This is a genomic window from Lysinibacillus fusiformis, assembly GCF_003049525.1.
In the GTDB taxonomy this organism is placed as follows: Bacteria; Bacillota; Bacilli; order Bacillales_A; family Planococcaceae; genus Lysinibacillus; species Lysinibacillus fusiformis.
This window is the reverse complement of the sequence record NZ_PYWL01000004.1, coordinates 237,208-262,293: the sequence shown is the minus strand read 5'-3', so window position 1 is coordinate 262,293 and position 25,086 is coordinate 237,208. Positions and strand designations below refer to the sequence as shown.

22 protein-coding genes are annotated in these 25,086 nt (G+C 36.4%); 9 read left to right on the top strand and 13 right to left on the bottom strand.

What is annotated here, in order from left to right:
• Nucleotides 1–250: 250 nt before the first annotated feature.
• The 7 genes from C9J29_RS12525 to pdxR all read right to left on the bottom strand — a co-directional run bounded on the left by C9J29_RS12525 (nt 251) and on the right by pdxR (nt 8,977).
• A complete protein-coding gene (locus C9J29_RS12525) occupies nt 251–1,780 on the bottom strand; it encodes a DHA2 family efflux MFS transporter permease subunit (protein WP_089986527.1) in 1,530 nt (509 codons plus the stop codon).
• Between the two features lie 351 nt (nt 1,781–2,131).
• Nucleotides 2,132–3,628, bottom strand: a complete 1,497-nt coding sequence (locus tag C9J29_RS12520; RefSeq protein WP_107922258.1) for an ATP-binding cassette domain-containing protein — start codon at nt 3,626–3,628, stop codon at nt 2,132–2,134.
• 439 nt (nt 3,629–4,067) lie between these two features.
• Nucleotides 4,068–4,847, bottom strand: coding sequence for an AraC family transcriptional regulator (locus C9J29_RS12515; protein WP_107922257.1), 780 nt, complete (start codon nt 4,845–4,847; stop codon nt 4,068–4,070).
• Nucleotides 4,848–4,858: 11 nt separating this feature from the next.
• A complete protein-coding gene (locus tag C9J29_RS12510; protein WP_089986528.1) occupies nt 4,859–5,437 on the bottom strand; it encodes a LysE family translocator in 579 nt (192 codons plus the stop codon).
• A 79-nt stretch (nt 5,438–5,516) separates the two neighbouring features.
• A complete protein-coding gene (locus C9J29_RS12505) occupies nt 5,517–6,485 on the bottom strand; it encodes an MBL fold metallo-hydrolase (RefSeq protein WP_089986529.1) in 969 nt (322 codons plus the stop codon).
• A gap of 18 nt (nt 6,486–6,503) precedes the next feature.
• Nucleotides 6,504–6,881 carry a hotdog family protein gene (locus C9J29_RS12500; protein WP_043990349.1) on the bottom strand — a complete coding sequence of 126 codons (378 nt, stop codon included), beginning with the start codon at nt 6,879–6,881 and terminating at the stop codon, nt 6,504–6,506.
• Nucleotides 6,882–7,531: 650 nt separating this feature from the next.
• Entirely contained in the window at nt 7,532–8,977 is a 1,446-nt protein-coding gene (gene pdxR, locus C9J29_RS12495; RefSeq protein ID WP_008177587.1) for a MocR-like pyridoxine biosynthesis transcription factor PdxR, read from the bottom strand.
• A 350-nt stretch (nt 8,978–9,327) separates the two neighbouring features.
• On the opposite strand from pdxR, the gene qoxA reads away from it, so the two are divergent.
• From qoxA to qoxD, 4 genes are all read left to right on the top strand, one after another.
• Entirely contained in the window at nt 9,328–10,206 is an 879-nt protein-coding gene (gene qoxA, locus C9J29_RS12490; protein ID WP_008177588.1) for a cytochrome aa3 quinol oxidase subunit II, read from the top strand.
• 68 nt (nt 10,207–10,274) lie between these two features.
• Nucleotides 10,275–12,224 carry a cytochrome aa3 quinol oxidase subunit I gene (gene qoxB / locus C9J29_RS12485; RefSeq protein ID WP_008177590.1) on the top strand — a complete coding sequence of 650 codons (1,950 nt, stop codon included), beginning with the start codon at nt 10,275–10,277 and terminating at the stop codon, nt 12,222–12,224.
• Nucleotides 12,221–12,817, top strand: a complete 597-nt coding sequence (gene qoxC, locus C9J29_RS12480; protein ID WP_008177591.1) for a cytochrome aa3 quinol oxidase subunit III — start codon at nt 12,221–12,223, stop codon at nt 12,815–12,817. Before qoxB ends, qoxC begins: the two co-directional genes overlap by 4 nt.
• A gap of 1 nt (nt 12,818) precedes the next feature.
• Nucleotides 12,819–13,103, top strand: coding sequence for a cytochrome aa3 quinol oxidase subunit IV (gene qoxD, locus C9J29_RS12475; protein WP_008177593.1), 285 nt, complete (start codon nt 12,819–12,821; stop codon nt 13,101–13,103).
• 88 nt (nt 13,104–13,191) lie between these two features.
• Here the strand turns inward: qoxD and C9J29_RS12470 are convergent, their stop codons facing one another.
• Nucleotides 13,192–13,731 carry a helix-turn-helix domain-containing protein gene (locus C9J29_RS12470; RefSeq protein WP_008177595.1) on the bottom strand — a complete coding sequence of 180 codons (540 nt, stop codon included), beginning with the start codon at nt 13,729–13,731 and terminating at the stop codon, nt 13,192–13,194.
• Nucleotides 13,732–13,925: 194 nt separating this feature from the next.
• Between C9J29_RS12470 and C9J29_RS12465 the strand changes: the two genes are divergently transcribed.
• Nucleotides 13,926–15,089 carry an MFS transporter gene (locus C9J29_RS12465; RefSeq protein WP_237068831.1) on the top strand — a complete coding sequence of 388 codons (1,164 nt, stop codon included), beginning with the start codon at nt 13,926–13,928 and terminating at the stop codon, nt 15,087–15,089.
• A 164-nt stretch (nt 15,090–15,253) separates the two neighbouring features.
• Nucleotides 15,254–16,108, top strand: a complete 855-nt coding sequence (locus tag C9J29_RS12460) for a PhzF family phenazine biosynthesis protein (protein ID WP_107922256.1) — start codon at nt 15,254–15,256, stop codon at nt 16,106–16,108.
• Between the two features lie 148 nt (nt 16,109–16,256).
• On the opposite strand, the gene C9J29_RS12455 is transcribed toward C9J29_RS12460, so the two are convergent.
• The 4 genes from C9J29_RS12455 to C9J29_RS12440 all read right to left on the bottom strand — a co-directional run bounded on the left by C9J29_RS12455 (nt 16,257) and on the right by C9J29_RS12440 (nt 19,808).
• The gene (locus tag C9J29_RS12455) at nt 16,257–17,591 is read right to left on the bottom strand and encodes a sensor histidine kinase (protein WP_089986531.1); all 1,335 of its coding nucleotides are present in this window, start codon (nt 17,589–17,591) and stop codon (nt 16,257–16,259) included.
• Nucleotides 17,588–18,226, bottom strand: a complete 639-nt coding sequence (locus tag C9J29_RS12450; protein ID WP_008177603.1) for a response regulator transcription factor — start codon at nt 18,224–18,226, stop codon at nt 17,588–17,590. Before C9J29_RS12450 ends, C9J29_RS12455 begins: the two co-directional genes overlap by 4 nt.
• An 11-nt stretch (nt 18,227–18,237) precedes the next feature.
• Nucleotides 18,238–18,780, bottom strand: a complete 543-nt coding sequence (locus C9J29_RS12445; RefSeq protein ID WP_107922255.1) for a glycoside hydrolase family 73 protein — start codon at nt 18,778–18,780, stop codon at nt 18,238–18,240.
• Nucleotides 18,781–18,926: 146 nt separating this feature from the next.
• Entirely contained in the window at nt 18,927–19,808 is an 882-nt protein-coding gene (locus tag C9J29_RS12440; RefSeq protein ID WP_107922254.1) for a GNAT family N-acetyltransferase, read from the bottom strand.
• Nucleotides 19,809–20,271: 463 nt separating this feature from the next.
• On the opposite strand from C9J29_RS12440, the gene C9J29_RS12435 reads away from it, so the two are divergent.
• From C9J29_RS12435 to C9J29_RS12425, 3 genes are read left to right on the top strand one after another with little or no spacing between them, the layout of a single operon-like run.
• Nucleotides 20,272–21,798: a spore germination protein gene (locus tag C9J29_RS12435; protein ID WP_107922253.1), complete on the top strand. Its 1,527-nt coding sequence runs from the start codon at nt 20,272–20,274 to the stop codon at nt 21,796–21,798.
• A gap of 16 nt (nt 21,799–21,814) precedes the next feature.
• Entirely contained in the window at nt 21,815–22,936 is a 1,122-nt protein-coding gene (locus C9J29_RS12430) for a GerAB/ArcD/ProY family transporter (RefSeq protein WP_008177611.1), read from the top strand.
• Nucleotides 22,923–24,047: a Ger(x)C family spore germination protein gene (locus tag C9J29_RS12425; RefSeq protein WP_043990350.1), complete on the top strand. Its 1,125-nt coding sequence runs from the start codon at nt 22,923–22,925 to the stop codon at nt 24,045–24,047. The genes C9J29_RS12430 and C9J29_RS12425 overlap by 14 nt, the downstream gene beginning before the upstream one ends.
• A 1-nt stretch (nt 24,048) precedes the next feature.
• Here C9J29_RS12425 and C9J29_RS12420 read toward each other — a convergent pair whose 3' ends face one another.
• Nucleotides 24,049–25,002, bottom strand: a complete 954-nt coding sequence (locus C9J29_RS12420) for a nucleoside hydrolase (RefSeq protein ID WP_107922252.1) — start codon at nt 25,000–25,002, stop codon at nt 24,049–24,051.
• Between the last annotated feature and the right edge of the window lie 84 nt (nt 25,003–25,086).

Below are 25,086 nucleotides of genomic sequence, written 5' to 3'. Positions count from 1 at the left end.
CTCCCCACTAACCTTGGTAGTTAGATTTTTTGTAATTAAGCTTAGAATTCTTTTTTCATCTATCGTAAACTTAGAAGCACCTGTCAAAAAATGAGTGACGAATCAATCAAATTGTATGGTAATCAATTTCCAATGTCAATTTAATTATTATAACTATCATTATATTCCATCAGTTCAGTCAATTAGATTTTTAATCGTCTTAAAACTAAAAAACAGGTGTTGCTAACATAAGCAACACCCGTTTCCCTACTTATTTCACTTCTACTTGTTTTTCAGCATCCTCATTAGGCATCATATGTTCTTGATTTGGTTTAACTCTTTTAATAAAGAATGCAAGAATGAGTGCGATCACCGCAATCAATGTTGAAATAAAGAAGGTGTAATTGATACCATGGAGCATGGCTTCATTCATGATTTGTTGTTTTAGTTCAGCGGCCCCCTGTGTAGATGTCTGTGCATTGGCACTCATATTATTCATGGCACTAGCCGCTATTTCTTCTGCTTTGGCAGTTGTTTTATTGTTCATAACTGTAATCAATACAGCTGATCCAATGGCACCTGAGACTTGCTGAAGAGTATTATTCATTGCTGTTCCGTGTGGATTATTATGCGCTGGTAGCTGATTCAGACCATTTGTCATAACGGGCATCATAACCATCGACATTCCAAACATACGTAATGTATATAGAAGAACAAGTGTCGAATAAGCCGTATCCATACTTATTTTACTAAAGTAATAAGAAGTGACAATCGTGATAATTAATCCAAATACGGCTAAGCTTCTTGCGCCATATTTATCAAAGAGCTTCCCGGTAATTGGCGACATGATCCCCATCACAATTGCACCTGGTAGCATTAATAAACCTGAATCCATTGGTGAAATACCACGAATCGTTTGTACATATATAGGCATTAAAATCATTGCGGAGAACATAGCCACAGCAATGACGATGGAAATTGCCGATGATAAGGCAAACATAGGATATTTGAAAATACGAAACTCAAGCATTGGTTCATCCATACGAAATTGACGAAGGACAAAGGTAATTAAAGCAATCGTTCCGATAATGATTGTTCCATAGACAAGTACATTGTCCCAACCCTTTTCCCCTGCCGAACTAAAGCCGTAAAGCAGTCCGCCGAATCCGATACTCGATAGAATGAGTGATATCACATCAAGCTTAATGGCACGTTGTGGTGTCACATCCTTCAATTTAAAGGCTGCAAAGATTAATGTCAAAATAGCAATTGGTAAAACAATATCAAATAACATTCTCCAGCTATAATGTTCAATGATCCAGCCGGAAAGCGTAGGTCCAATTGCTGGAGCAGTAATCATCACGAGACCAAACATCCCCATCGCTGCGCCTCGTTTTTCAACTGGGAATGCAGTAAGCATAACATTCATTAGTAAAGGCATCATTATGGCTGAGCCTGCAGCTTGAATCATACGTGCCGCTAATAATACACCGAATGCTGGTGCAATACTTGCTAGGAATGTACCTAGTGTAAATAAGGCCATTGCGGTAATAAATAGCTTTTTATCCGTAAAACGTTGAATAAAGAACGCGCTTGCCGGTATTAAAATACCGTTAATCAACATATAGCCTGTGGAAAGCCATTGTACGGCAGTAGCATTTACATCAAATTCCGTCATAATGGCTGGGAGAGCAATGTTTAATAATGTTTCATTTAAAATTGCGACAAATGCCCCAATAAATAAAATGGCAATCATGCCGTATGGCGCTTTTGTCTGGGCAGAAATGGTATTCTCCGACATGTAGTATCAATCCTACTTTCTTTTATCTTTTTCATTTTCTTGAGAATTTCGATTGTCTTTTTAGGTATGGACTTCTTCGTCAATGAGCTGAGTAGTTTTTTCCTCCCATCTGTTGTAGTGCCTTTGCTGATTTCATAGCAACCACCCCTTTAAAAACTAAGTAATAAAACTGTTGACGAAAGAATAGAGTATATTGTATAATTAGAATAGGGAAAGTACGTGGTAAGTTAATTATACAACGTCTATCTCTATAAATTTACCATAAGCTATTGTTGATTTCAATGTGTTCTACATATATTTTTTGAAAAAAAGTCGATTCTTTGCTTACAGAGAATCGACTTTTTTTATTGCTTATTTCTTGATTAAGCCAACGTTCGTTAATTCGTAAATGGTTGATACAACTTCCTTTAAGTATCGGCGGTCATGAGAAACACTAATAATGGCGCCACCATATTGGGCTAATGCATGACACAGTACTGGCGTTGTCAAAGGACTAAAGTTTCTCGTTGGTTCATCCAAAATTAATAGTTCACAACCGTCCATAATCATCTTTAACAAAAGCAGCTTAGCCTTCTGACCACCGCTTAACTGGCCAATCTTTTGCTGCATTTCATCGCTCGTAAATTTCATGCTCCCTAAATGAGTAAAAGCTTTCGTCATCGCTTCCTTATCACCTGTTTTTTCTAAAAAACGAATAGGTGTTTGATTTGGGTCCAATAAATCCTCGTAATTTTGCGGCATATATCCTATTGTTAATGAAGAACGGTCCTTCAACGTGTCCAATATCTTTTTTAGCAAGGTTGATTTCCCTACCCCATTTTCGCCAATAATCGCAACCTTTTCTGGTCCAATGATCGATAAGTTTATATTTTGGGAAAGCTGTTTGTTTGCTATTTCAAGCGTTTCCAATGATAGCTCTAGAATTTTTTTATGGCGATGTATATGGATAGAGGAATCGAATCGGAATTCGCTTGCCTCCTCTACAGTTGGAATCTCGAAAAAATTCTCTGTAGCTCTGTCCATTCGTTGCTTTTGATTTTTTAATGATTTTACTTTCTTCTGTAATCTCGGGTCCGAGCGAGCTACATTTTGATGCTGATGCTCTGCCTTATTCCAAACATCATGCCACCTTTCCATTTGTTTTTTATAATCGGCTGCTTGCTTCCTCGCTACCTGCTCTTGTTTGAGTAGCTCGTTTTCCCGATGTGCCAGGTATGTTTCATAGGGCTCTCTTGAAAATGTATATTTGGGTATTTGCTTGCGATTGGTAAGCTCCATATGAATAATAGCATTCGCCGTATTTTTAATAAATGTTTCATCATGCGATACAAATATGATAGGAATCGTAGTTTGCTGCATATACGCTTCTAACCAATCTATTGTGCCTATATCTAAATCGTTTGTCGGTTCATCCAGTAACAGAACATCAGGATTCATGGAGAGTAATTTTAAAAAACGATATTTAAATCGTTCCCCTCCTGAGAAATCACTAATCGATTGATCTGAAACTAAGGATTGGATATTAAAATCATCCATGGCCATTAACAGATCCTTATTCCAACTATTATCTAAAAATAATTCAGTGATCGTTAACATTTCTTCCTGTGCCGATAGCTCCTGTGAAAGATAACCTAATAAGTAGCCGTCATTTTGAATTTTCCCTTCAAACGTACAATAATCAGTCATTAATTTTTCGTTATAAATACATTTTAATAATGTACTTTTGCCATTCCCCTCCTCACCTATAATGACAATTTTGTCGCCTTTTTGAATACTTAGCTGGAATTGATCGATCAACGTCCGATTGTCTTTAATCGTTCTAATGGTTAGATTTTGAATTTCAATCATGTGAATGCTCCCTTCATTAATTCTTCCGTAATCATTCCATTTAGTTGTTCATATGCATCACCCCGACATTTGAATAAAAATAAAAAAGATGCCTCTGTTTATAAACAGAAGCATCTTGCTCAATGAAAATAGTTTCCCTATGTATCAACGTATATGGGTGTCCAGTTTTTTTATCTGTGACAACCGTTTGATCGTTTATGTTGATTCAACAAATGTTCAAAAACTCGTCCCCGTACATAACATTTTTTGAATGAGCATAAACAGTCATAGAGTAGCAATTTCTAAATATGATAGGTGGAGAATGGCTTCTTGTTTATTTATATTGAAATGATGTTTTCGAATAAATAAACAATGGCTCATCTTTTCACCCTCCGATCAATTTAAGGAACTATACTTTAACATAAAATTCTATTTATTATCAATTCCATTCATTTTACTCTCAGTTTTTAACAATAGATAAATATTCAAATGCTGTAATACCAAAAATACTTTTAAAATGTTTATTTAGATGGGGTAAATCAACAAATCCACATTGTGCAACTCCCGCATAAATATCACCTGTTTGTTCAATAATGGATTTAGCTCGTTCGACTTTACAGTTTAAGAAATATTGATAAGGCGTAATCCCAGTGTGCTTTTTAAAAAGACGAATGAATTGGAATGTTGTCAATTGTAGCTCCTGACAAATATCTTCGATTTTGAGTATATTTTCTACATGTGAATGGATGATCTCTTTCGCTTTTTTAATCATAATACTATCCATTTTCATGGTTAAACTAAAATCTTGCTCCACTAAGCCATCTGATAAATGTAAAAACAACTCATGACATAATGCTGAATTTTCTTCTGTTAAAATTGCTTGTGACAGTTTTAGTATATGGTTCTTTATACTATTGTTATAGATAATAGGTTTGTCAAAGCTAATGATTTCTCTTTTTTGAATAGCCTCTAAAAATAAAGATGGCTCTACGTAAAGCATTACATATTCGAGTCCTTCACGATTATAAGCCATTCCGTCATGTACTTGTTCAGGATTAAAAAGCATAACGCCATTTTGGTGTGAAAGCTGTAAACATCCATCTAGATGATAATGCTGGATACCTTTTAATGTTACCCCGAATGCATATTCCTGATGAGCATGCTTTTTATACTTAAAATCAGTAAAGCTTGCCTTCAATGCTGTAATTCCATCCATTTTTTTATAAGTAAATTGCTGCATTCCTTTCACCTCTATTCAATCCAAATCATGATGGCTGCGTATATTAAACAACAAGCCATGAAAGCATTGACGACTTTTTTATGTTGTTGTAAAAATTGTTTAAAGATAGCTCCAAACAATACCCATAATAAGAAAGCTATTAATACGATGAGGGTAATGGCGAATACACTTACGAATATCGCGAAAAATGATTCATAGTATGGTAGCACAAAGCTTGGAATAACTGTCATTGTAAATAATACGACTTTAGGGTTTAAAAATTGCATGAAAAACCCTGATTTGAAGTTTCCTACTTTATTAGTAGCATCACTCGAAATATCCATTTTAACTATTTGATAAGCTAGATAAAGCATATAAGCTGTTCCTAGTATTTGCATAATTAGCAATACTTTTGGGACCAAAGTTGAAAACAATGAATTTAGAAAAGCTGATAATGCTAATAAAATAAAAAACGCAATTGCAGAACCATAAGAAAAATGTAAGCCCTTTTTAATACCGTAATTTTGTGTCGTTGATAAAATAACCACATTTGTCGGTCCTGGTGTAGCCGTAATAATAAAACAGTACAATAAAAAAGATGTAATATCCATGAAGCAAACTTCCTTTCAAGTTTATCTCTTTGAATTATTACATCTATTATTAAAATCATTATAGTACAAAATTGCACATTTACTTTGTCCAATTCCTTGGTTTCCAATCCTCTTCTATCCATTTTTGATTGGGTGCTTCATATGGTGCTGTTGCGATTAATATGTCTTGATGCCATACTGCGGCTTTTGATCGAATCATTTCATCTAGCAATGGTTGTACAAATTCCTCAGGTTTTAAACGGAAAGAGTGAACAGCGAAATCGTAAAACCAACTGCAGCTTAGTAGATAAGGAGTAATTTCTCTACTCTTTAAACCGTTTTTTATCATCAGCGTAAATGAAAAAATTCGCTTACAGGCATGCCAAGCCATTTTTTCAGGAGACTCTATCCATTTTTCAAGTCTTTCTCTTGCTTTGTCTATCATTATGGATGGCTCATCGATAGCCGGGCCATGACCAGGATATGCTTTTTTGATAGAAAGTGTAGCGAGTCGATCTAAACTTTCTATGGAACGTCTTATACTGTTTGTCCCTTCTCTAAATATATTCAGCCATCCCACATCATTATAATGAAATAAATCTCCACAAATTAAAATTTCTTGTTTTGGTTCGTATAATGCAATATGACCCAATGTATGTCCTGGTGTATGTAAAACTTGGAAAGCACTTTGCCCCGTCATTATTTGCTGTTCATCTACTAGTAATTGCTGAACGGTATATTGTTCCACGGGTTGATCTAAAAAATGTGCACCACAGGACTCTAAATCACATTGATTCACCATTTCACCTTCCCAAAGATGTGCAGCAACGGGTATTTCATACTGTTGTTGAAAATAATGATTTCCTCCAACATGATCACTATGATAATGGGTATTAATAATGCCGTTTAATTGTGCTGGTAAAATCCCTGCAGATGTTAAAAGCTGCTCAGTTCGCACAATATCGCTGCCAAATCCAGTATCTACTAAAAAAGATTGATCATCTCTAATAATCATACTATTCGCACTTGGAAATGGACGTTCGAAAAAAAGAATCTCAGTACTTTTCATATACACCTCCACTTTGATTTATAAAATAATACCTGAAAAACTCCCCTTTAATACCTCTTTGTCCAATTGATTTATGCATGTAAATATTGCTGTAATGGCTGTTCGATTTTTTTCATCTCGTTCAAATTGCTCGATTATGACGTCACAACAAATCGTATCCTCGCTAAAAACGGGACGTAAAAATTCGAAATTCATGTTACGAGCTAGCACATTATAGTCTCCCCCGACTTTTGTAGGAAGTGTGGCTGTTAGTAGCCCTTGCACTACAATCCGCCCCTGTTCGTCGGGTGTAATATGATGAACCCCTTCATCTTTAGAAACCTTCGTAAATAATTCTACATCTTCCTTTGTAAATGTCCGTTCAAATGTTATTTTTTCACCTATTTGTAATACCATCATCATCCCCCTTAGCTAAGTAATCAAAAAACTATTATAATCAGAATATTAAAACTTATTAATAGATTACTCAACTATTTTCCCTAGCTTTTCTATAAAAGTAGCCACCTAGCGCGCTGATGGTAGTGCGGAGCTAGGTGGCTAATTAATGTTTTTAACTAGATTTGATTGGAGTATATAAGGAGTGCCTATATCCCTTATATATTCTCGTGGGCAATAAAATATAATAAGTAGTGACTGCCTTGATTTTTTTCATCGGCAGCTAAAGCTAAAAATGAGACTGTTCGAACAGGTAAAGCTTTAAAACAACATTAACGATAGGTGTTGTGAATGTTATAACCTCTTTATTAAAAGTGGGCTTCTAGCATTTTTTGGTAAAAACCTCTGTGAAGCATGGACCTTCTAGCATTAGTGACCTACCTCGTCCCTAATGTCCTCGGCATTACTATCAAGGTTTCCCTATCACCTTCCCTATTTACAGATTTCATTACTTGTGCGAATAATTGTGAATCGATCCACACGTCCATGATTGTCGATAGCTTTGATGGATGTTGGTTATCCATGTTTCTATCATAAATACTTTCCCTACTTTTTTAACCATCCACATTAGTGTTAATTTAACCATCCACTTGTCTATAATTGACAAAAACTCATCTTTTTCCATTTAGGCAATGCAGTGCTTGTGCAAACCTTTTGATTCCTTCATCTATGGACCGTGTATCTTCCCTGGCGTACGTAAAACGGACAAATCCCTTTTGAGAACCCATTGTAGAGCCAGGCACATAGATGACTCCACGTTTAATGGATTCTTCTAATAATTGTGTTTCATTATAATCTTCCATTAGTACTTGGCACCATATATGAATGCCGCCCAGTGGTGTGAAAAATGTCACCTGATCCTTTAAGTACGTATGGAGACTTTGGATAATTGTATCACGGCGTCTTTCCAATTCCTTCACTAAATGTTTTATATGCAAGTTAAAATTGGAGGACTCTAAAAAGTCATTCGCTATCCATTGCGTGAAGCTGGAGTGGCCAAAGTCAATTTGTTGCTTGGCGTCGGATAGTCTTTCAATAACCGATGTAGGACCAATAATCCAGCCAATTCGTAAACCCGAAGCTACAATTTTTGACAAGGAGCTAATGTATAATACATTTCCGTTTTTATCTAATGATTTTAATGTTGGTCTTTTCTCACCTGAAAAGGCTGTTAAGCTATAAGGATCATCTTCTACTACTGGAATGCCTAGCTTGGACGATATTTCTAGAATAGCCTCTCTTTTCTTTATAGCTAATGAAGAGCCTGTTGGATTATGAAAATCTGGGTTTAAAAATATCATTTTAATTCGATGCTTTTTATATAGTGCTTGCAAATCTTCTGGATTAATGCCATCCTTATGAACAGGAAGATAATGGATTTTTAAACCAGCCGATTTAAAAATAGGTAAATTGAAGTTATACGAAGGATCTTCAATCGCAACAGCATCTCCAGGCTTTAACAGACATTGGACAATCAAATGTAACGCCTGTTGAGCTCCAGAAGTAATGAGGATGGAAGATGGCTTTGTATCAATTCCTCTGCTAGTTTTAATATGATTTGTAAGAGTCGTTCGTAGAATCTCACTTCCTTGTGGGTGATCATATCCAAGACTACCAATGAAAGAACGTGTTGCTGTAATCTCTCTTAATGCGCTTTTAGGAAAAAGATCCTCCGATAATTCTCCGGTCGCTAAATTGATGAGTTTGTGTTCCACTGCCTCCTTTCTTATTTTTTGCGTAACTGGTAGATTCGGTAAAAAGGAGCCTGCCTCAATGTAACGATTCCAGCTCGGAATTCGCTTTCTTGTGATTCCCCAAATATCTTTGCTAATGGTTGTACCGCTTCCTCTATTGCGTTCTATGAGTCCCATTGCTTCTAATTCATCATAGGCACTAACAACTGTACTTCTATTGACCTGTAAAGTATTCGCTAAATATCGCTCTGATGGTAATGGTTTATCGGGTGGAAATGTTCCGTCTGCAATCCCTTTTTCAATATATTCTGCGAGTTGTTTATAGATAGCTTTTTTTGCATGTCGATCTGGTTTCCAATTCATCTAATCTCACCTCTATATGGCCTCTTTTATCTAGCTTTGTCTGAAAAGCTAAAAAGTCAATCGTAATATAATGTTAACGATAAATAACCATCCACTTCCTTATTACTTTCGCCATCCACTTTTAATTTTAGTCCATAGAAATCTATGAAAACCCTTACTTGACGCTTATCCCTCTCGATATTATTATACTAAAATTACTTTCTTAGTTTTAGAACGTTCTGTGTTATCTTGCAAAACGCCTTGTCTTTCAAAGTATGTACCACTATGATAAAAATCAATTGTGAATCAAAATCCATACAAACCTATAATAACCGATAGCCACTCAAAGAATCAGTTAAAGGGGTTTGTTTATGAAAAAAAGTTGGCTCAGATTAATTGGTCTTTTCACTATTGTCACTATGTTAACCGGTTGTGACCCGCTTTTAGTATTAGATCCAAAAGGTCCTCAAGCTCAAGTACAAGCCAAAGATATTATGCTATCGATAGGGATTATGTCCTTTATCGTACTAGTCGTTTTTGTGATTTTAGCTTATATGTTAATGAAATTTCGTGCTTCCAAGCAAAGTCCCGACTATAAGCCTCCCCATATTAAAGGGAGCACAATGGTTGAAGTAATTTGTGTAGGTATCCCTGTGTTAATTGTTGCGTACATGTCTATTATTTCAGTTCAAAGTAACTACAAGGTGGAATCGACACCTGAAAAATACAAAGATGAAAAGCCATTGGTCATTTATGCTTCAACATCTAACTGGAAATGGCATTTTAGTTATCCAGAAGAAGATATTGAAACCGTAAATTATGTGTATATTCCTGCAGAGCGCCCAATCGAATTCAAGCTTTATTCGTATGGACCGATTACTAGCTTCTGGATTCCTCAGCTTGGGGGTCAAAAATATGCGATGGCCGATATGGTGAATACCTTGCATTTGGCTGCGGATATGCCCGGAGAGTTTATGGGAAGAAATGCGAACTTTAATGGTAAAGGGTTCGCGGAAAATACGTTTAACGTTACAGCGGTGACTCATGATGAATTTGATGCATGGGTGAAGGAAGTAAAGGAAACAGCAGATTTATTAACAGAGGAAAAATTTAATACGTTATTAGAACCAGGTCATGTGGGACAGTCCACATTCAATGGAACGCATTTAACGTTTCTACCGGCACCCGAGGGTGAACATGGCGGACATCAGCATGGCTCTTCACACATAAAAGATCATGCCTCTCAATAAATCAATCATGAATTTCTCAAACGAAACTAGTTTACGATAAGGTTTATGTCGAAAGGAGACATAGTCAGATGGATTACTTTGAACGTTTTGCTATACCCCATCCAAGCCCAGCTATTTATGCATCTATGGTCGCTATTGGTCTAACGGTTATAGCGATTATTGTAGCATTAACTTATTTTAAAAAGTGGGGTTATCTTTGGCGGGAATGGTTAACAACAGTGGATCATAAACGCATTGGTATTATGTATTTAATTTCAGCCATTCTTATGCTATTCCGTGGTGGTGCGGATGCTATTATGATGCGAGCACAAATGGCAGTACCGGATAATAAATTACTAGATGCCCAGCATTATAATGAAATATTTACGACACATGGAACAGTCATGATTATTTTTATGGCGATGCCATTTATTATGGCCTTTATGAACTATATTGTGCCGCTTCAAATAGGCGCAAGAGACGTGGCCTTTCCACGTTTGAATGCGTTAAGCTTTTGGCTATTTTTCATGGGAGCTATGCTCTTAAATATTTCCTTTGTTATTGGCGGTTCACCTGATGCTGGCTGGACGAATTATTTCCCTCTTGCTAGTAATGAATTTAGTCAATCTGTAGGGGTCAACTATTACTTGTTTGCTCTACAAATTTCAGGGTTAGGTACATTAATTACTGGTATTAATATGATTGTTACCATTCTCAAAATGCGAGCTCCGGGAATGACATTAATGAAAATGCCTATGTTTACGTGGTCTTCATTAGTCGCAAACGTTATTATCGTTTTTGCCTTTCCGGTATTAACGGTTGCACTTGTTATGGGAACATTCGACCGCCTATTTGCTACGAACTTCTTCACAACATCTAATGGTGGTATGGATATGCTATGGGCCAATTTCTTCTGGGTTTGGGGACATCCTGAGGTTTATATCCTCATTTTACCTGCCTTTGGGCTGTACAGTGAGATCATTTCTACCTTCTCTGGACGCAATCTCTACGGCTATAAATCGATGGTCGGCTCCATGGTGATTATTTCCTTCCTATCGTTTTTAGTATGGACCCATCATTTCTTTACAATGGGGCAAGGCGCTTTAACAAATAGTATTTTTTCAATAACAACGATGGCTATTGCTGTGCCGACTGGGGTGAAGATATTTAACTGGTTATTCACCTTGTGGAAAGGAAAAATTGTCTTTACAACACCGATGCTTTATTCCATGTTGTTTATCCCTACTTTTACAATAGGTGGCGTAACAGGGGTAATGCTAGGTATGTCAGCAGCTGACTACCAATACCATAATACAATGTTTTTAGTAGCTCACTTCCATATGGTAATTATTCCTGGTGTTGTATTTGCCATGCTAGCAGGATTACATTACTATTGGCCAAAAATGTTTGGCTTTATGTTAAATGAAAAAATCGGCAAAGTGACGGCTTGGATTATTGCGATTAGCACCCTACTTGCCTTTATGCCGATGTTCTTCTCTGGCTTAGATGGACAAGCACGCCGTATGTATACTTACTCAGCATCCACAGGTTTTGGTATGTGGAATATGGTCTCCTTTGTCGGCGCTATTGGTCTTACGATTGGCTTTATGTTAATTGTCTACAACGTTTATTACAGCATTCGTTATGCACCAAGAAACATTGGCTCAGATCCATGGGACGCACGTACACTAGAATGGGCTACACCAAGTCCTGTGCCGTACTATAATTTTGCAAAAGTACCCCATGTCATTTCAACTGAAGCTTTATGGGATGCAAAATATCGTCAGCATGATTTGTTCCCAGAAAAATACGAAAACATTCATATGCCAAATAACAGCGGTATACCATTTATTTTAGGCTGTATATTCTTTGCTTGGGGCTTCTCATTTGTATTTGGTATGTGGATTCCAACGATTGTTACAACTATCGGCATTTTTATTTGTATGGCTCACCGTTCATTGGAAAAAGACCCTGGACATTATATACCTGTCGAAAAAGTGAAAGAAACGGAATCAAAATTGCGAGGTAGTCAATCATGAAAATCGATCAATCACTTCCTTTAGAATATAGTACACAGCAAAATCAATTGAATATACTAGGCTTTTGGGTATTTATCGGCGCTGAAATCATGCTTTTTGGAACGCTGTTCGCAGCTTATTTTGTGCTAGTGGATCGCACGGGTACAGGTCCTACTGGCGCAGACATTTTTGAAATAACACCTGTTTTATTTGAAACATTTATTCTTCTAACAAGTAGCTTTACCATTGGTCTGGGCATACATGCTATGCGCAAAGGCTATATGAAAGCGATGATTACATTCTATATTTTGACGCTACTACTAGGTGTAGCATTTATTGGGTTTGAAGTTTATGAGTTTATTCATTATGTGCATGTTGGTGCAGGCTTACAAACTAGCGCCTTTACAGCTACCCTATTGACAACATTAGGAACGCATGGTGCCCATGTCACATTTGGTGTGTTCTGGGGCATATTTATTGTCTACCAACTAATAACGCGTGGATTAACGCCTGAAACAGCCAATAAATCTTTCATCTTCTCCTTATACTGGCACTTTTTAGATGTGGTTTGGATTTTTATCTTCAGTTTCATTTACTTGAAAGGAATGGTGTGATATGAGTGATTTATTCCCACTAAAACAGGTGATGGGATTTGCCTTGTCGATTATCCTTACCATCATTGCAGCATGTGTCTACTTTTTTCAAATCTCAATGCCTATTACAATGACGATACTTTTAGTCACAGCATTTATTCAGGCAGGCTTGCAGTTAGTTGTCTTTATGCACGCTGGTGAAACCAATGATAAACCAGCCATCTATACAAATATTTATTATGGGCTAGTCATTGCGCTCGTTACCATTTTCGGAACATTATTATGTATGATTTGGGGGTATATTTAAATAGAGAAAAATCGTCCTTTACTTGTATAAAGTAAGGACGATTTTTTGTGGAAGTACACTTATAGAGTATGACTTTCTTTATCCATACTTATGGGGTTGTATACGTTAATGACAGCATTAAATGTACTTTTTCATCTGAGTGGTTGATATACGTGTGAAGTTCTTCACCCTTGAATTTAATGACATCCCATTGGTTTAACTGATGGGTCTTCTCTCCGACCTTTAGCTCCAATTGCCCATTCAACACCAGCACAATTTCCTCGGAGCCTTCTAAGTGACACTCACTGTATTCACTATTAGGTTCAAGTCGACCTCTATACAACTCAGTTCCATTTGTTTTGAATAAAGGTTCGACAAACCAGTCGTTATTATGGCCAGCAAATTGATATTCTGAGCCAAAACGATGGACCTCTACATTTTCTTCAAAGGATAATAAAGAAACTAATGGAATATGAAGCCCTCTACATATTTTCCAAAGGATATTAACCGTTGGATTGGTTTCCCCTCGTTCAATTTTCCCTAATGTTAGTTTACTGACATTACTAATACTTGCAAGCTCTTCGAGACTCATCCTTTTGTTTTTTCGAATCTCTCTTAAGTTCATACCTACCTGACTAGATAAATCCATATTCTCCTCCAGCAATAGTTTGCACCCCTTTCATTGACTTTGTATAAATAGTATATTATAGTATACAAGTCGATTAATTATAGTTTATTTTAAAAACTAAAAGTTAACTATAGTATATCAAATAATAACTAAAAGAGGTGTTTTCAGTGATGGCGAAATCAAAAAACTTTCCGATAATTTGGAGCGTTTTTTCTTTGTTTATACTGTCTATGAATCTACGAGCTTCAATAACATCTATCTCGCCAGTATTGAAAAATATACAAATGGATTTGCAGATGACGAGTGTTGTTGTCAGTTTATTAACGGCACTTCCCGTATTTTGTATGGGGATTTTTGCACCATTGGCAGGCAAGCTAAGTGAAAAATGGGGTATCGAATGGACGATTGGGTTATCCGTTTTATTAATTGGTGTATCAACAGCTTTACGGTTAGTGGCAACTTTTCCTTTATTTTTATTAGTAACCGCTATTCTTAGTGGGATAGGTATTGCCATAACAGGTCCACTGATTTCAGGCTATATCAAAAAGGAATTTCCTAAATATTCTTCTACAATGATCGGTGTATATTCCGCGGGTATGGGAATTGGAGCGTCTTTAAGTGCTGGTTTAGTTGTGCCTGCTATGCATGCTTTTCATCAATCCTGGAACGCAGCTTTAGCGATATGGTCGGTATTCGCTCTTATGGGGATCATAGTTTGGATTCCTATTATTAAAAAATCTAAGCAATCTCAAGAATCCTTAGAGAATTCTACAAGTCAAAAAAGTCGACTACCTTGGGGAAACCGATATGTTTGGCTTCTTATGATCATGTTCGGTTTACAATCTGGCGTTTATTACTCCCTGGCGACATGGCTCGCTCCTAAAGTACAGGATATGGGATATAGTGACGCTTACGCCGCAACAACGGTCACTATTTTTTCAATCATGCAAATGATTTGTAGCTTTATCATTCCCATCTTAATAAATAATAGTTTAAAGAGAAAGCCATGGATGCTACTTTGTGCTTCAAGCTCCTTTATTGGCATTATGATGTTAATTATGGGCGGAATCTCACCTATTTTCTGTGCGATGTTAACGGGCATCGGTGCTGGTGGCTTATTTCCATTAGCAATGATTTTACCTTTAGATGCAACGACTACACCAAAAGAGGCAAGTGAATGGACAGCGATGATTCAATTTGGTGGCTATATCATTAGCGGCATCATTCCAATGCTTGTTGGTGTCATCAAAGATATAACGAATACATTTGACGTTGCCCTTTTCACCTTATTATTTATAATCATCGTTATCATGGGGCTGACGTTAAAGGTTAAAACAAAAACGGAATCAGCTACGATCCGCGTTCTTCCTAGTAGGTGAAAACGGAATGTTCCAACCGTGTGTCAGACTGTAGACAAACTATTTTTGAGGATTTCAGATGCTAAAATAATTTGTCTCTTGCTTTACGGAAAATATATCCAAAAATATTTTTAATTAGTAATTTCTATGCTACTATTCACTATAAATGAGGAAGGAAGAGTCTTATGAAAATATCTGTTTACGTTGCAAGTGCATTTAGCAAGGATCATCAAGGCGGAAATAAAGCAGGAGTGGTATTGAATGAAAATACATTGACCATTACTCAAAAAATGGCCATAGCCAAACAACTGGGCTATGCGGAAACCGCATTTATATCAGCATCTGAAATGGCTGATTATAAATTTGAATATTTTACACCAAAAGAAGAGGTTGATTTATGTGGTCATGCCACAATTGGCTCTTTCACAATACTGATGCATTTTAATAAACTTTTCAAGGATCGCTATACGATTGAAACAAACAGCGGTGTTCTTACTATTACGATAAAAGATGACATCATATTCATGGAACAAAACAAACCGAAATTTTATGATGTTATATCTCCAAACGAGTTTATCGACTGTATTGACAGTAAAGCTATAGACAATCAATACCCGATTCAAATTGTCTCCACCGGCTTAAAAGATATTTTAATTCCTATAATAAGTGAAACACAATTACATGCACTGCAACCTAATTTTGAAAAGATTAAAGAAATCAGCCAGTATTATCATGTTGTCGGGATGCATGTATATACGTTTAATGACGATCGAATAATATGCAGAAATTTTGCTCCACTATACGATATCAATGAAGAAGCGGCGACTGGAACTTCAAACGGTGCATTAGCTTGCTACCTTTATGAACAGCACCATTTGCAAAAAGAAGTCTATGTATTTGAACAAGGTTATTCTTTACACTCGCCTTCCGAAATATTAGTGAAATTAGCAACTAATAGCAAGAATGAAATAGAAAAAGTTTATGTTGGCGGCAAAGGCTATTACTGTGAAACTAAGTCTTTAAATATAGAAAAAGGTTAAGAATATCATTTCTCAACCTTAGACTGTAGATTTTCTACGTTTTAATTCCAAACATAGTATTTAATTGAACAAGATGTTTGTCTTCTGTCTGAACACGGTTTAGGAATATACCTAAACCGTGTTTTCATGCATTCACCACCTATGGTTATTACTTGCTTGTAAAATCTATCGTAAACGTTATTTTTCCATTTGATAGTGTGGATTCCGTTACAAAGTCTAGCTGTTCGGCAATACTTTTCACTGTAGCGAGACCAAGCCCTGTTCCAGAGAAATGCTTATTTCGAGAGCTTTCACCTACATAGAACGGTTGCCATATTTTAGAAATATCTTGTAGCGTTGTATGATTACTTATTTCGAATATGCCCGAAGTAAAGGAAATCTGTATTTCCATGTCTGATGTATATTTTAGTGCATTGCTCACCAAATTTTCTACAATATAATAGACCTTTTCCTTCTCACTATTGAGCATAAATTCAGTTACGTCCGATTGAAGAAAAATCTGTTTTTCCCCCTGCAAAGGCTGATAGCTTTGGATGATTTCTTGTAGTAGCTGGTAAAAGTCAAAACGTGATAGGTTCAAAGCATTTTCTTCTGTTCGGGCATAATAAAGCATATCTGTAATGATTTTCTCCATACGATCCACTTGCTGATGTATAACTGTTAAATAGGTACCATCATCCAACCCATCTTCAATCCCACTTGAGTATACATTGATTAGAGCGAGAGGCGTTTTCAACTCATGTGTTAAGCCGATCATAAATTGTTTTAAATCTAGATTCCGTTGTGTTAATAATTGCTGCGCTGATTCAAGCGTTGTACTCATTTTATTAATGCTCTTTGCTAACTCTTCGATTTCATCACCTGTTTGAATGGTAGCTTGTTGAAAATTCAGTTCCCCAATCTCCTTTGCAACTTGTTGCAATTCATGCAATGGATTGGTTATTTTCCGAGATAGTAGCGCCGTGACCATTATAATAATTAAAATGCTTACAATTAGAAAGGCTAAATTAAAACGATTAATAAAATAGGCTATATCTGTAAAATGGGCCATAGAGGCTCCAATCATGACAAGCTGATCCCCTTCTTTCGCATAATGCACAATAAAGCTGGACTTTTGTTTCCCCTGATCATAGAGCTTACCTACAATTTTATCCTCCGAGATAGTTTGTAGTACTTCCTCGGAGACCCAAAATTTATTTAAGGCTATGTGCTCTCTCGCCAGTTGAAGTCTTAAATTATCATTCAGGTCATTGATGGAGTCCTCCAATGGGACTGCTACAATCGTGACATCAAATTGTCGCTTCACCAATTCTACATCCTCTAAAATTTGATAAGTTTCAAAGGCTTCTGATACTTTTTTATTCAGCTGATATAGATAATATTTAGGGAGGAAAAACTGGCTTACAACAAGGGATATCGAAAATGTAAGAATAACTACTAAAGTAATATAAATGGTTAGTTTTGTGCCGATTTTTTGTTTCATTCGCTTGTACTATATCCAATACCTCTGTGTGTTTGGATAATGTTCTCTCCTATTTTTTCTCGCAATCGTCGAATATGTGTGTCCACTGTTCGTGGATCTCCCATATAGTCCAATCCCCACACTAAATCTAGTAATTGATCTCTCGTCAAAATTTGTCTCCGATTTTGACTAAAAATTCGTAACAGCTCGAATTCCGTTTTCGTTAACTCTATTTCTGTCCCTGCTCGCCAAACACGTTTACTTGTAACATCGAAGGACACATCATGCAGTTGTTGAATAGCTTCAATTTGCAGTAATTTTTTTGCCCTCATTATTAGTACCTTAGGATAAAAGGGTTTATTGACATAATCGTCAGCCCCATCTGCTAACGCCTTAAATTCATCTTCACCTGTGTCCCTTGCTGTAAGCATTAAGACCTTAATCTTTTGTGTTCTTTTCATTTCACGACAAACCATCATCCCATCTACTTTAGGCATCATCCAATCTAAAATGGCCAAATCAATTCTTTCTTGATAAAAAACGGTAAGTGCTTCCTCTCCATTTGTTGCAGTAAAAACCGTGAACCCTTCTCTTTGAAAATAGTTTTGTAAAATCTTTAACATATCTACTTCATCATCTGCAATGAGAATATTCATGTATGAAACTCCTAATCATCATATTTTTCCAGATTATATTGCTCGATAATAGCAATTAATTTTTCGGGATATAAAGGATCTGTCGAGTAATTGCTTTTTTTCAAGGCATAGGCAGCCTCTTGATAGGTTGAAGCAGCCAGAACCTCTTGGTATTGTTGTGCATTCCAACTGGTACCCTCTAATAATAGCTGACGATGGTCCTTTAATGCACTTTTCCAATCAGGGTAAGCTCTAAATTCTGCTTCAGTTGTAAAGCTTTTATTTTGTTCATATTCAACTGTCGGCATTTTAATAGACTTTCCATGATACCTACCTTTAATCCCAAACAGGTTATTTGCATTAACCGCTAATTCACTTTTACCGTAATTCGACTCCAATATAGCCTGCGCAATAATTACACTAGGCAATATCTCTTGATCTTGCTTATTTAATGCAACGGCTATTGGTGCTATTTCATCAATAAATTCAACTTCGTCTTGATGGCCTTGTCCAAATAGCTTGACCATATAAAGGGCTAAAATAACGGTAAGTAATAGAATACTGATTTTTTTCATTGTGTTTTACCTCATTTCCATTTAACTGATGGTTGTATCGTAAAACAGCAATGTTACAGTTATTTGACAAAACATTAAAAGTTGTAAAAATAGCCCGTACTTTTTAAGGTACAGGCTTGCGCATTGTTTGTTTCAACCTCTTCCCATTAACAATGCGAAGTTAAAGGGAACATGAAATTCCCTTGCAGAATCGCCTTTTTTGAAAGAACAAATAAAGCGTCGTCATCATTAGGTTGGATGGTCGCGGTCATGCCATTCAAGGTAAACTCCGGCGTGAAATAAAACACCACTTTTTGGGTAGAATCTTTCACAATATTGGCCAACAACTCCTCTATATGAATGGGCTGTAAGGAGATGATATCAAAAATATTTAACACCCCCTCCTCTTCCTCCATGAACACTATTGTTTCTAATTCTTCTAAATAATAAATGGCATGCGGGAAAACTAACGTACAATAAAACATTAATAAACTTTCATTTTGCTCAACAGCAATCATACTTGAATGGTTATATCGATTTTTTGCATAATCCTCAAGGAGTGCTAAATCTTGCTCAACTGTCAGCTGTTGGACGCTGGTCTGCTGTCGTTGAATAGGACTTGCTGTAAGGTCTAAGCTGAATTCACTTTCATGTATACGAGTAAAGCCAAACTTCGGATAAAAATCTAGTACCGTTTCGTTGGCAAAGAGATACATGAAATCACAGGCTCCTTCGTACTCTTTCATGATATGCAGCATCAGCTGCTTTGCCAAGCCTTGATGACGATAATGTTCATCGGTCATCACCGTACCAATCTGAATCCCCTTTAATTGCTCGCCGTTTATGCGAATCGACATTTTATAAACAGAAGCATTCGCAATGACTTTTCCTTCTTGAACAAATGAATAAGGAATATATTGGTCGTTCCAATACCCTTTGTTATACCAATATCGAAAATCCAACCCAAACGTTTTTATCGCTAAATCATTAAAGCTTTCCTTTAATCGATCATCATGACGATAATCGCTAACTAATTTGTACTTTTCCATGTTTATTCCCTCCGATTTTATCTATTCATACATCATTATTATTGGAATGATCACCTCCTAAAAACAGAAAAAGACTCTATGAGGAAACCTCATAAAGTCTTTGCTTATATACAGAAAACAACGTTAACCACTTTAGTGGCTACGATAGTATCTGTTTATATGGATCAGACAAAATTATGCTTCTCTACGTTATCGCAAAAGGGCAATACTAAATAGACCTATCATGTTTCAAACATGATAGAATAGCCCTTTTATTAAATTCATGGGAATTTAATTTGCGATAATAAGTTTTAGCATAAATGTCTAATCTCCCTTCTGTTTTTAAGAATACACTAATCTTACCACTTTCTGTTAAATGTTGCTGACAATGTTTAGACTGAAAAAGCATGAAATAAGTATAGAATATCCTTCAAATGTTAAATCTATAATCGAAGTTAACTATGAAGGGAGCCTACAATTCAGCATGAAATTTAAACTACCTTTCAATAAAAATCAACCACACTCCTTCGAAGAGGCACCAAAAGAAAAAGAAAGTCTTGTAAGGATCGCCCCGACAACGGATCATTTTATTCAGTCGATTCGAAACGCGACGAATAACGCAGCAGATTTAATCATTAAGGCAATCCCACCGAATGTTACCCTTATTTATATAGATAATTTAGTCGATGATCAGACATTGAACAATGACATTATCGCAAATTTGCTAAATAATCCTCAAGAAACACTAGAAGCCATTGAGGTAACTCTTTCTATCCCCGAAATTGTAACATCCAATCTACTACAGGAAACAGTAGAATCGATGGTCAATGGATCTGTCGTTATTCATATAGACGGCTGCTCCCAAGTTCTTATTGGCAATATCGCTACTCGAGAATCCAGATCATTATCGGCACCAGAAAATGAATCACAAGTAATTGGGACACAGGTTGGGTTTAATGAAAGTTTAACTACCAATATTTCTTTGATCCGTCGCTACATAGTAAGTCCTGATCTTTGTAATGAAAAACTAAAAATCGGCACGCGTACCAATACCTCGGTCTCACTACTATATATGAATGGCATTGCTAATGAGCAAATGGTCAATACAATGCGCCAACGAATTACGAATCTGTATATTGATGAGCTACTTGATAGCGCCGTTTTAGCAGAAATGATTGATGATAATTCATTGTCAGTATTCCCCCATATTCTGCTGACGGAAAGGCCAGATAGATTTTGTGATGCGATATTAGATGGCAAAATGGGTGTTTTAGTGGATGGTAGCTCGATGGCCATCATTTGCCCGCAAGCATTTACTGAGTTTTTTCAAAGCCAGGAAGATCAAAACTTACGATGGCAAATTGCTACCTTTCTTCGTTTATTACGACTTACTGCCTTCTTTTTATCCGTCTATTTAACACCTTTTTACGTGGCGGCTTTAACTTTTCATTATGAAGTCATTCCGCAAGCCTTTTTAGTGCCATTAAGTGAGTCTAGAGCATTGGTTCCTTTCCCACCTATATTCGAGGCATTATTATTAGAGTTTATTATTGAATTACTCCGAGAAGCTGGAGCAAGGCTACCAACTAAAATTGGACAAACTATTGGTATCGTTGGCGGTATCGTAATCGGAACAGCAGCTGTGCAGGCAGGTATTACGAGTAATATTTTATTAATTATCATTGCTTTAAGTGCACTGGCATCCTTCACTTCACCGAGCTATATGATGGGCAATGTCATTCGTTTGATTCGTTTCCCAATCATTATCCTTGCAGGCTTTTGGGGTTTTTATGGCATCATGCTAGCTTTTTGCTTTATTCTTATTCATCTTTTACGTCAATCAAGCTTGGGTGCTCCGTATATGTCTCCTTTCTATCCACCAAGATTGAAAGAAATGAGGGATAGTATTATTAGAATGCCTATTCCATATACAGCGAAAAGACCTGCGTTAACAAGACCAAAGGATAAAAATAAATTCGAGCCTGAGCCAATAAAACCGGAAAAAGGTTGAACTGAAGGTGAAATAAATGAATAATCCTATACAACTTAACCCGAAAGAGATGATTAACGCTTATTTGCTCTTTTTTGTCGTGCACGGCGCTCAAATTGGGGTCGGCATACAGGGATTTCAACGTATTATCTATCAAGATGCAAGGCAGGATGCATGGATTTCAGTTCTTATAGCAGGTATTGCTACACATATCGTCACATTTTGTATGATTAAAACTTTAGAGATTTACGGCTCCAATGATCTATATGGTATTCAACAAGATATTTTCGGAAAATGGATTGGCAATTTTTTAAATGCTTTGTATGTCACTTATTGCACCGTCGCCTTTTTTTCTGTTTTGCGTAATTACATTGAAGTGATCCACGCATGGATTTTCCCTAGTATTGGAACATGGTTTCTGTCAGCTACTTTATTAATCATTATTATTTATGCCTTTACAGGTGGGCTTCGAGTCATAGTCGGTGTATCTTTTTTCAGCATCATACTATCCCTATGGATTTTACCGATGCTAGCCTTTCCAATGAAGTATGCCTCTGCGGAAAGTTTATTTCCAATTTTTGAAAACGATATTCGTTCCATTTTAAAGGGTGCCCATTCCATGACCTTTACCATTATCGGCTTCGAAATCTTAAATGTTATTTATCCCTTTGTAAAGGACAAAAAAAATATCCGCAAGCCTGTTCATTTAGGGCTGTTGTTTACAACATTGATTTATGTTGTAGTCATGATGGTGTCCATTGCTTATTACAGTGAGGGAAAATTACTAAAAACAATTTGGGCAACATTAACATTGTTTAGTTTTATTAGCTTCCCTTTTATAGAGCGGTTTGAATTTATAGCTGTTTGTTTTTGGATGCTCATTATTATACCGAATCTATGTCTATACTTATGGGCTGCTTATCGCGGGGTCATTCGATTAGTTAAAATACGGGCCACGACATTTGTTTGGATATTTTCCATCATCGTTTTCATTTTCACAATGATCATTCAAACCCGTACAGAAATCAATACGATTAACACCGTATTTGGCAATATAGCATTTTACGTTATTTTTATTTACCCTATTTTGTTATGGATCTTGGCTATATTAAAAAAGAAGTTTTCATCAAAGAAGGTGCCCAAAAATGAACAAGCTTAGATGCTCTTTTATTGTTTTTCTGTCATTGATTTTTTTATATGGGTGTGCTCAAACGAATGTATTGGATAAAGTAGGATTAACCACACTAGTTGGCTACGATGTAGGAACAGAAAGCAAAATAGCTGCGACAGCCGTTATTCGTGAAGTCAATCCAGAGTTCCAAAGCAAAGTGGAAGTTTTGACGACAGAAAATGAAACGAGTAAAGGAAATCGTATGGAAGCAAACAGGAAGCTTTCTAAAAAAATAATGGTCGGTCAAATGAGGGTTATTTTGTTTGGTGAAGAATTAGCAAAAGAAGATTTACGTTATTATATTGATACTAGTCTAGAAAATGCAAGCGTCAGCAACGGTATTTATATGGCCGTAGTGGAAGGTAAAGCAGCACCATTTCTGAATTACGAATACAAAAATATTGAGGATATTGGTCAGCATGTATTCAGGTTAATCGAGCAAAATGTGAAACAGGAATATATGATTTCAGCGACACTTCATCAGATTGCTCATGATTATTATTCCATTGGACGAGATTTAGCTATGCCTACCATCAAAAGAGATGGTGAGTTTGTGGAGCTAAGTGGCGTGGCTCTCTTTAAAGGTGGCAAAATGGTTAGTACGCTTCCAGCAAAAGATAGCTTTTATGTAAAAATTGTCAGAGATACGTTTAAAGTAGGTTTATATGAAACCATTTTGGAGAAAGAAGATATTCCACCTCAATTACTCCATAAACCTGCGGATAAAATAACTGTTGCTTTTGATGCCATCCACTCTAATAGAGAGATGAAATTAATTGATGCAAAAACTCCTGAGTTCGATTTAAACATTAAAATCAAATCAAGGGTATTAGAAGTATTTCCAGATATTAATCAAGGTGACCGAGAAAGCGTGGCAGCCCTTGAAAAAGCCATCGAAAAAAAATTGTCGAAGGAAATAGCAAGAGTCATTGCTCATAGTCAGGATGTGGAATCCGATATTTTTGGCTTTGGTGAGAAATATAGAAGCGTTGTGAGACATTCCAATTTAACAAAAGACAAATGGCATGAAATGTATAAAGATATGAAAGTAAATGTGAATGTTGATTTTGTGGTCTTAAGAGACGGTGTTTTTGAATAAGCTATTGCCCATCATGGCCTGTCATAATGGTTATAAAATGATGGAAGAACATGTCATAGTGTATATCAAATGCAATACGATGTTTTTTTTCTCCGTTATTTACATTTTCAAATGGTCGTGTTTCAGCAATGCTCTGCCCTCTAGCAGGTCCATCTAATTTCTCAATGACCGTTACAGGGTAATATTCATAAATGAACATCTCAGGATAAATCGTTGCCATTAGCGTTAACGCATCATGGACGGGGCTACCTAGTAGTGACGGGTCCCGTTCCTGATAAAATTTTGTATAGTATTCCATTAGAGGTTTGAGGATTTTTGTCTTGCCAAATGAGTCTATATAATCAACCATCCCAGGCGTAACAATAGCCTTCTGTGTAGCATTCAATGGAATAATTGTGACATTTTTTGCATAGGTGAGCACAATATTTGCCGCAAATGGGTCCCCATGAAAGTTTGCTTCTGCTACGGTCGTAACATTACCTGGCACCCAAAAAGCCCCACCCATAATATAAAATTCCTTCACATGTTGCATGAGCTGATTATAAAGAATAAACATGGTCGCTAGTGATGTAAGACGCCCAATATTAACAATGATTAGCTCATCATCCTTATATTTCTCGATAATTCGAACGATTTCCAAAAAGTTTTCAATTTTTATTTCATGATCTTCGTTCGGAATAATGGGACCAAGCCCATGCTCTCCATGTATTTCTGGATAAAATGTTGGCTGTTCGCCAGTTAGAGGAATCTCTGCTCCTAAAATAACGGGAATTCCCTCGGGAAAATCAAATAATTTCATGACATAATAAATATTAGATACAGCATCTTTTCTTGAGACATTTCCATAATCAGCAATTAACCCAACGATTTCGATTTCTTTGTGTAATCTTGCATAAATCAATGCTATCGTATCGTCGATGCCAATGTCTCCGAATAATAACACCTTTTTCTTCAAACAAAAGCCTCCCTGTTACTGCCAATTTACCTATTCTTATTGTACGGTTACTCGGTCAAAGACGACACTGATTGTTTACTTTTT

What these genes read in the sequence shown, in the direction of transcription:
- C9J29_RS12510 (WP_089986528.1), bottom strand. Translation starts at nt 5,437, where the DNA reads ATGGATATTACATCTTTTTTATTGTACTGTTTTATTATTACGGCTACA.
- C9J29_RS12425 (WP_043990350.1), top strand. Translation starts at nt 22,923, where the DNA reads ATGAACAAGCTTAGATGCTCTTTTATTGTTTTTCTGTCATTGATTTTT.
- C9J29_RS12525 (WP_089986527.1), bottom strand. Translation starts at nt 1,780, where the DNA reads ATGTCGGAGAATACCATTTCTGCCCAGACAAAAGCGCCATACGGCATG.
- C9J29_RS12460 (WP_107922256.1), top strand. Translation starts at nt 15,254, where the DNA reads ATGAAAATATCTGTTTACGTTGCAAGTGCATTTAGCAAGGATCATCAA.
- C9J29_RS12505 (WP_089986529.1), bottom strand. Translation starts at nt 6,485, where the DNA reads ATGAAAAGTACTGAGATTCTTTTTTTCGAACGTCCATTTCCAAGTGCG.
- pdxR (WP_008177587.1), bottom strand. Translation starts at nt 8,977, where the DNA reads ATGAATTGGAAACCAGATCGACATGCAAAAAAAGCTATCTATAAACAA.
- qoxB (WP_008177590.1), top strand. Translation starts at nt 10,275, where the DNA reads ATGGATTACTTTGAACGTTTTGCTATACCCCATCCAAGCCCAGCTATT.
- qoxA (WP_008177588.1), top strand. Translation starts at nt 9,328, where the DNA reads ATGAAAAAAAGTTGGCTCAGATTAATTGGTCTTTTCACTATTGTCACT.
- C9J29_RS12440 (WP_107922254.1), bottom strand. Translation starts at nt 19,808, where the DNA reads ATGGAAAAGTACAAATTAGTTAGCGATTATCGTCATGATGATCGATTA.
- qoxD (WP_008177593.1), top strand. Translation starts at nt 12,819, where the DNA reads ATGAGTGATTTATTCCCACTAAAACAGGTGATGGGATTTGCCTTGTCG.
- C9J29_RS12430 (WP_008177611.1), top strand. Translation starts at nt 21,815, where the DNA reads ATGAATAATCCTATACAACTTAACCCGAAAGAGATGATTAACGCTTAT.
- C9J29_RS12470 (WP_008177595.1), bottom strand. Translation starts at nt 13,731, where the DNA reads ATGGATTTATCTAGTCAGGTAGGTATGAACTTAAGAGAGATTCGAAAA.
- C9J29_RS12445 (WP_107922255.1), bottom strand. Translation starts at nt 18,780, where the DNA reads ATGAAAAAAATCAGTATTCTATTACTTACCGTTATTTTAGCCCTTTAT.
- C9J29_RS12520 (WP_107922258.1), bottom strand. Translation starts at nt 3,628, where the DNA reads ATGATTGAAATTCAAAATCTAACCATTAGAACGATTAAAGACAATCGG.
- C9J29_RS12500 (WP_043990349.1), bottom strand. Translation starts at nt 6,881, where the DNA reads ATGGTATTACAAATAGGTGAAAAAATAACATTTGAACGGACATTTACA.
- C9J29_RS12515 (WP_107922257.1), bottom strand. Translation starts at nt 4,847, where the DNA reads ATGCAGCAATTTACTTATAAAAAAATGGATGGAATTACAGCATTGAAG.
- C9J29_RS12455 (WP_089986531.1), bottom strand. Translation starts at nt 17,591, where the DNA reads ATGAAACAAAAAATCGGCACAAAACTAACCATTTATATTACTTTAGTA.
- C9J29_RS12435 (WP_107922253.1), top strand. Translation starts at nt 20,272, where the DNA reads ATGAAATTTAAACTACCTTTCAATAAAAATCAACCACACTCCTTCGAA.
- C9J29_RS12450 (WP_008177603.1), bottom strand. Translation starts at nt 18,226, where the DNA reads ATGAATATTCTCATTGCAGATGATGAAGTAGATATGTTAAAGATTTTA.
- qoxC (WP_008177591.1), top strand. Translation starts at nt 12,221, where the DNA reads ATGAAAATCGATCAATCACTTCCTTTAGAATATAGTACACAGCAAAAT.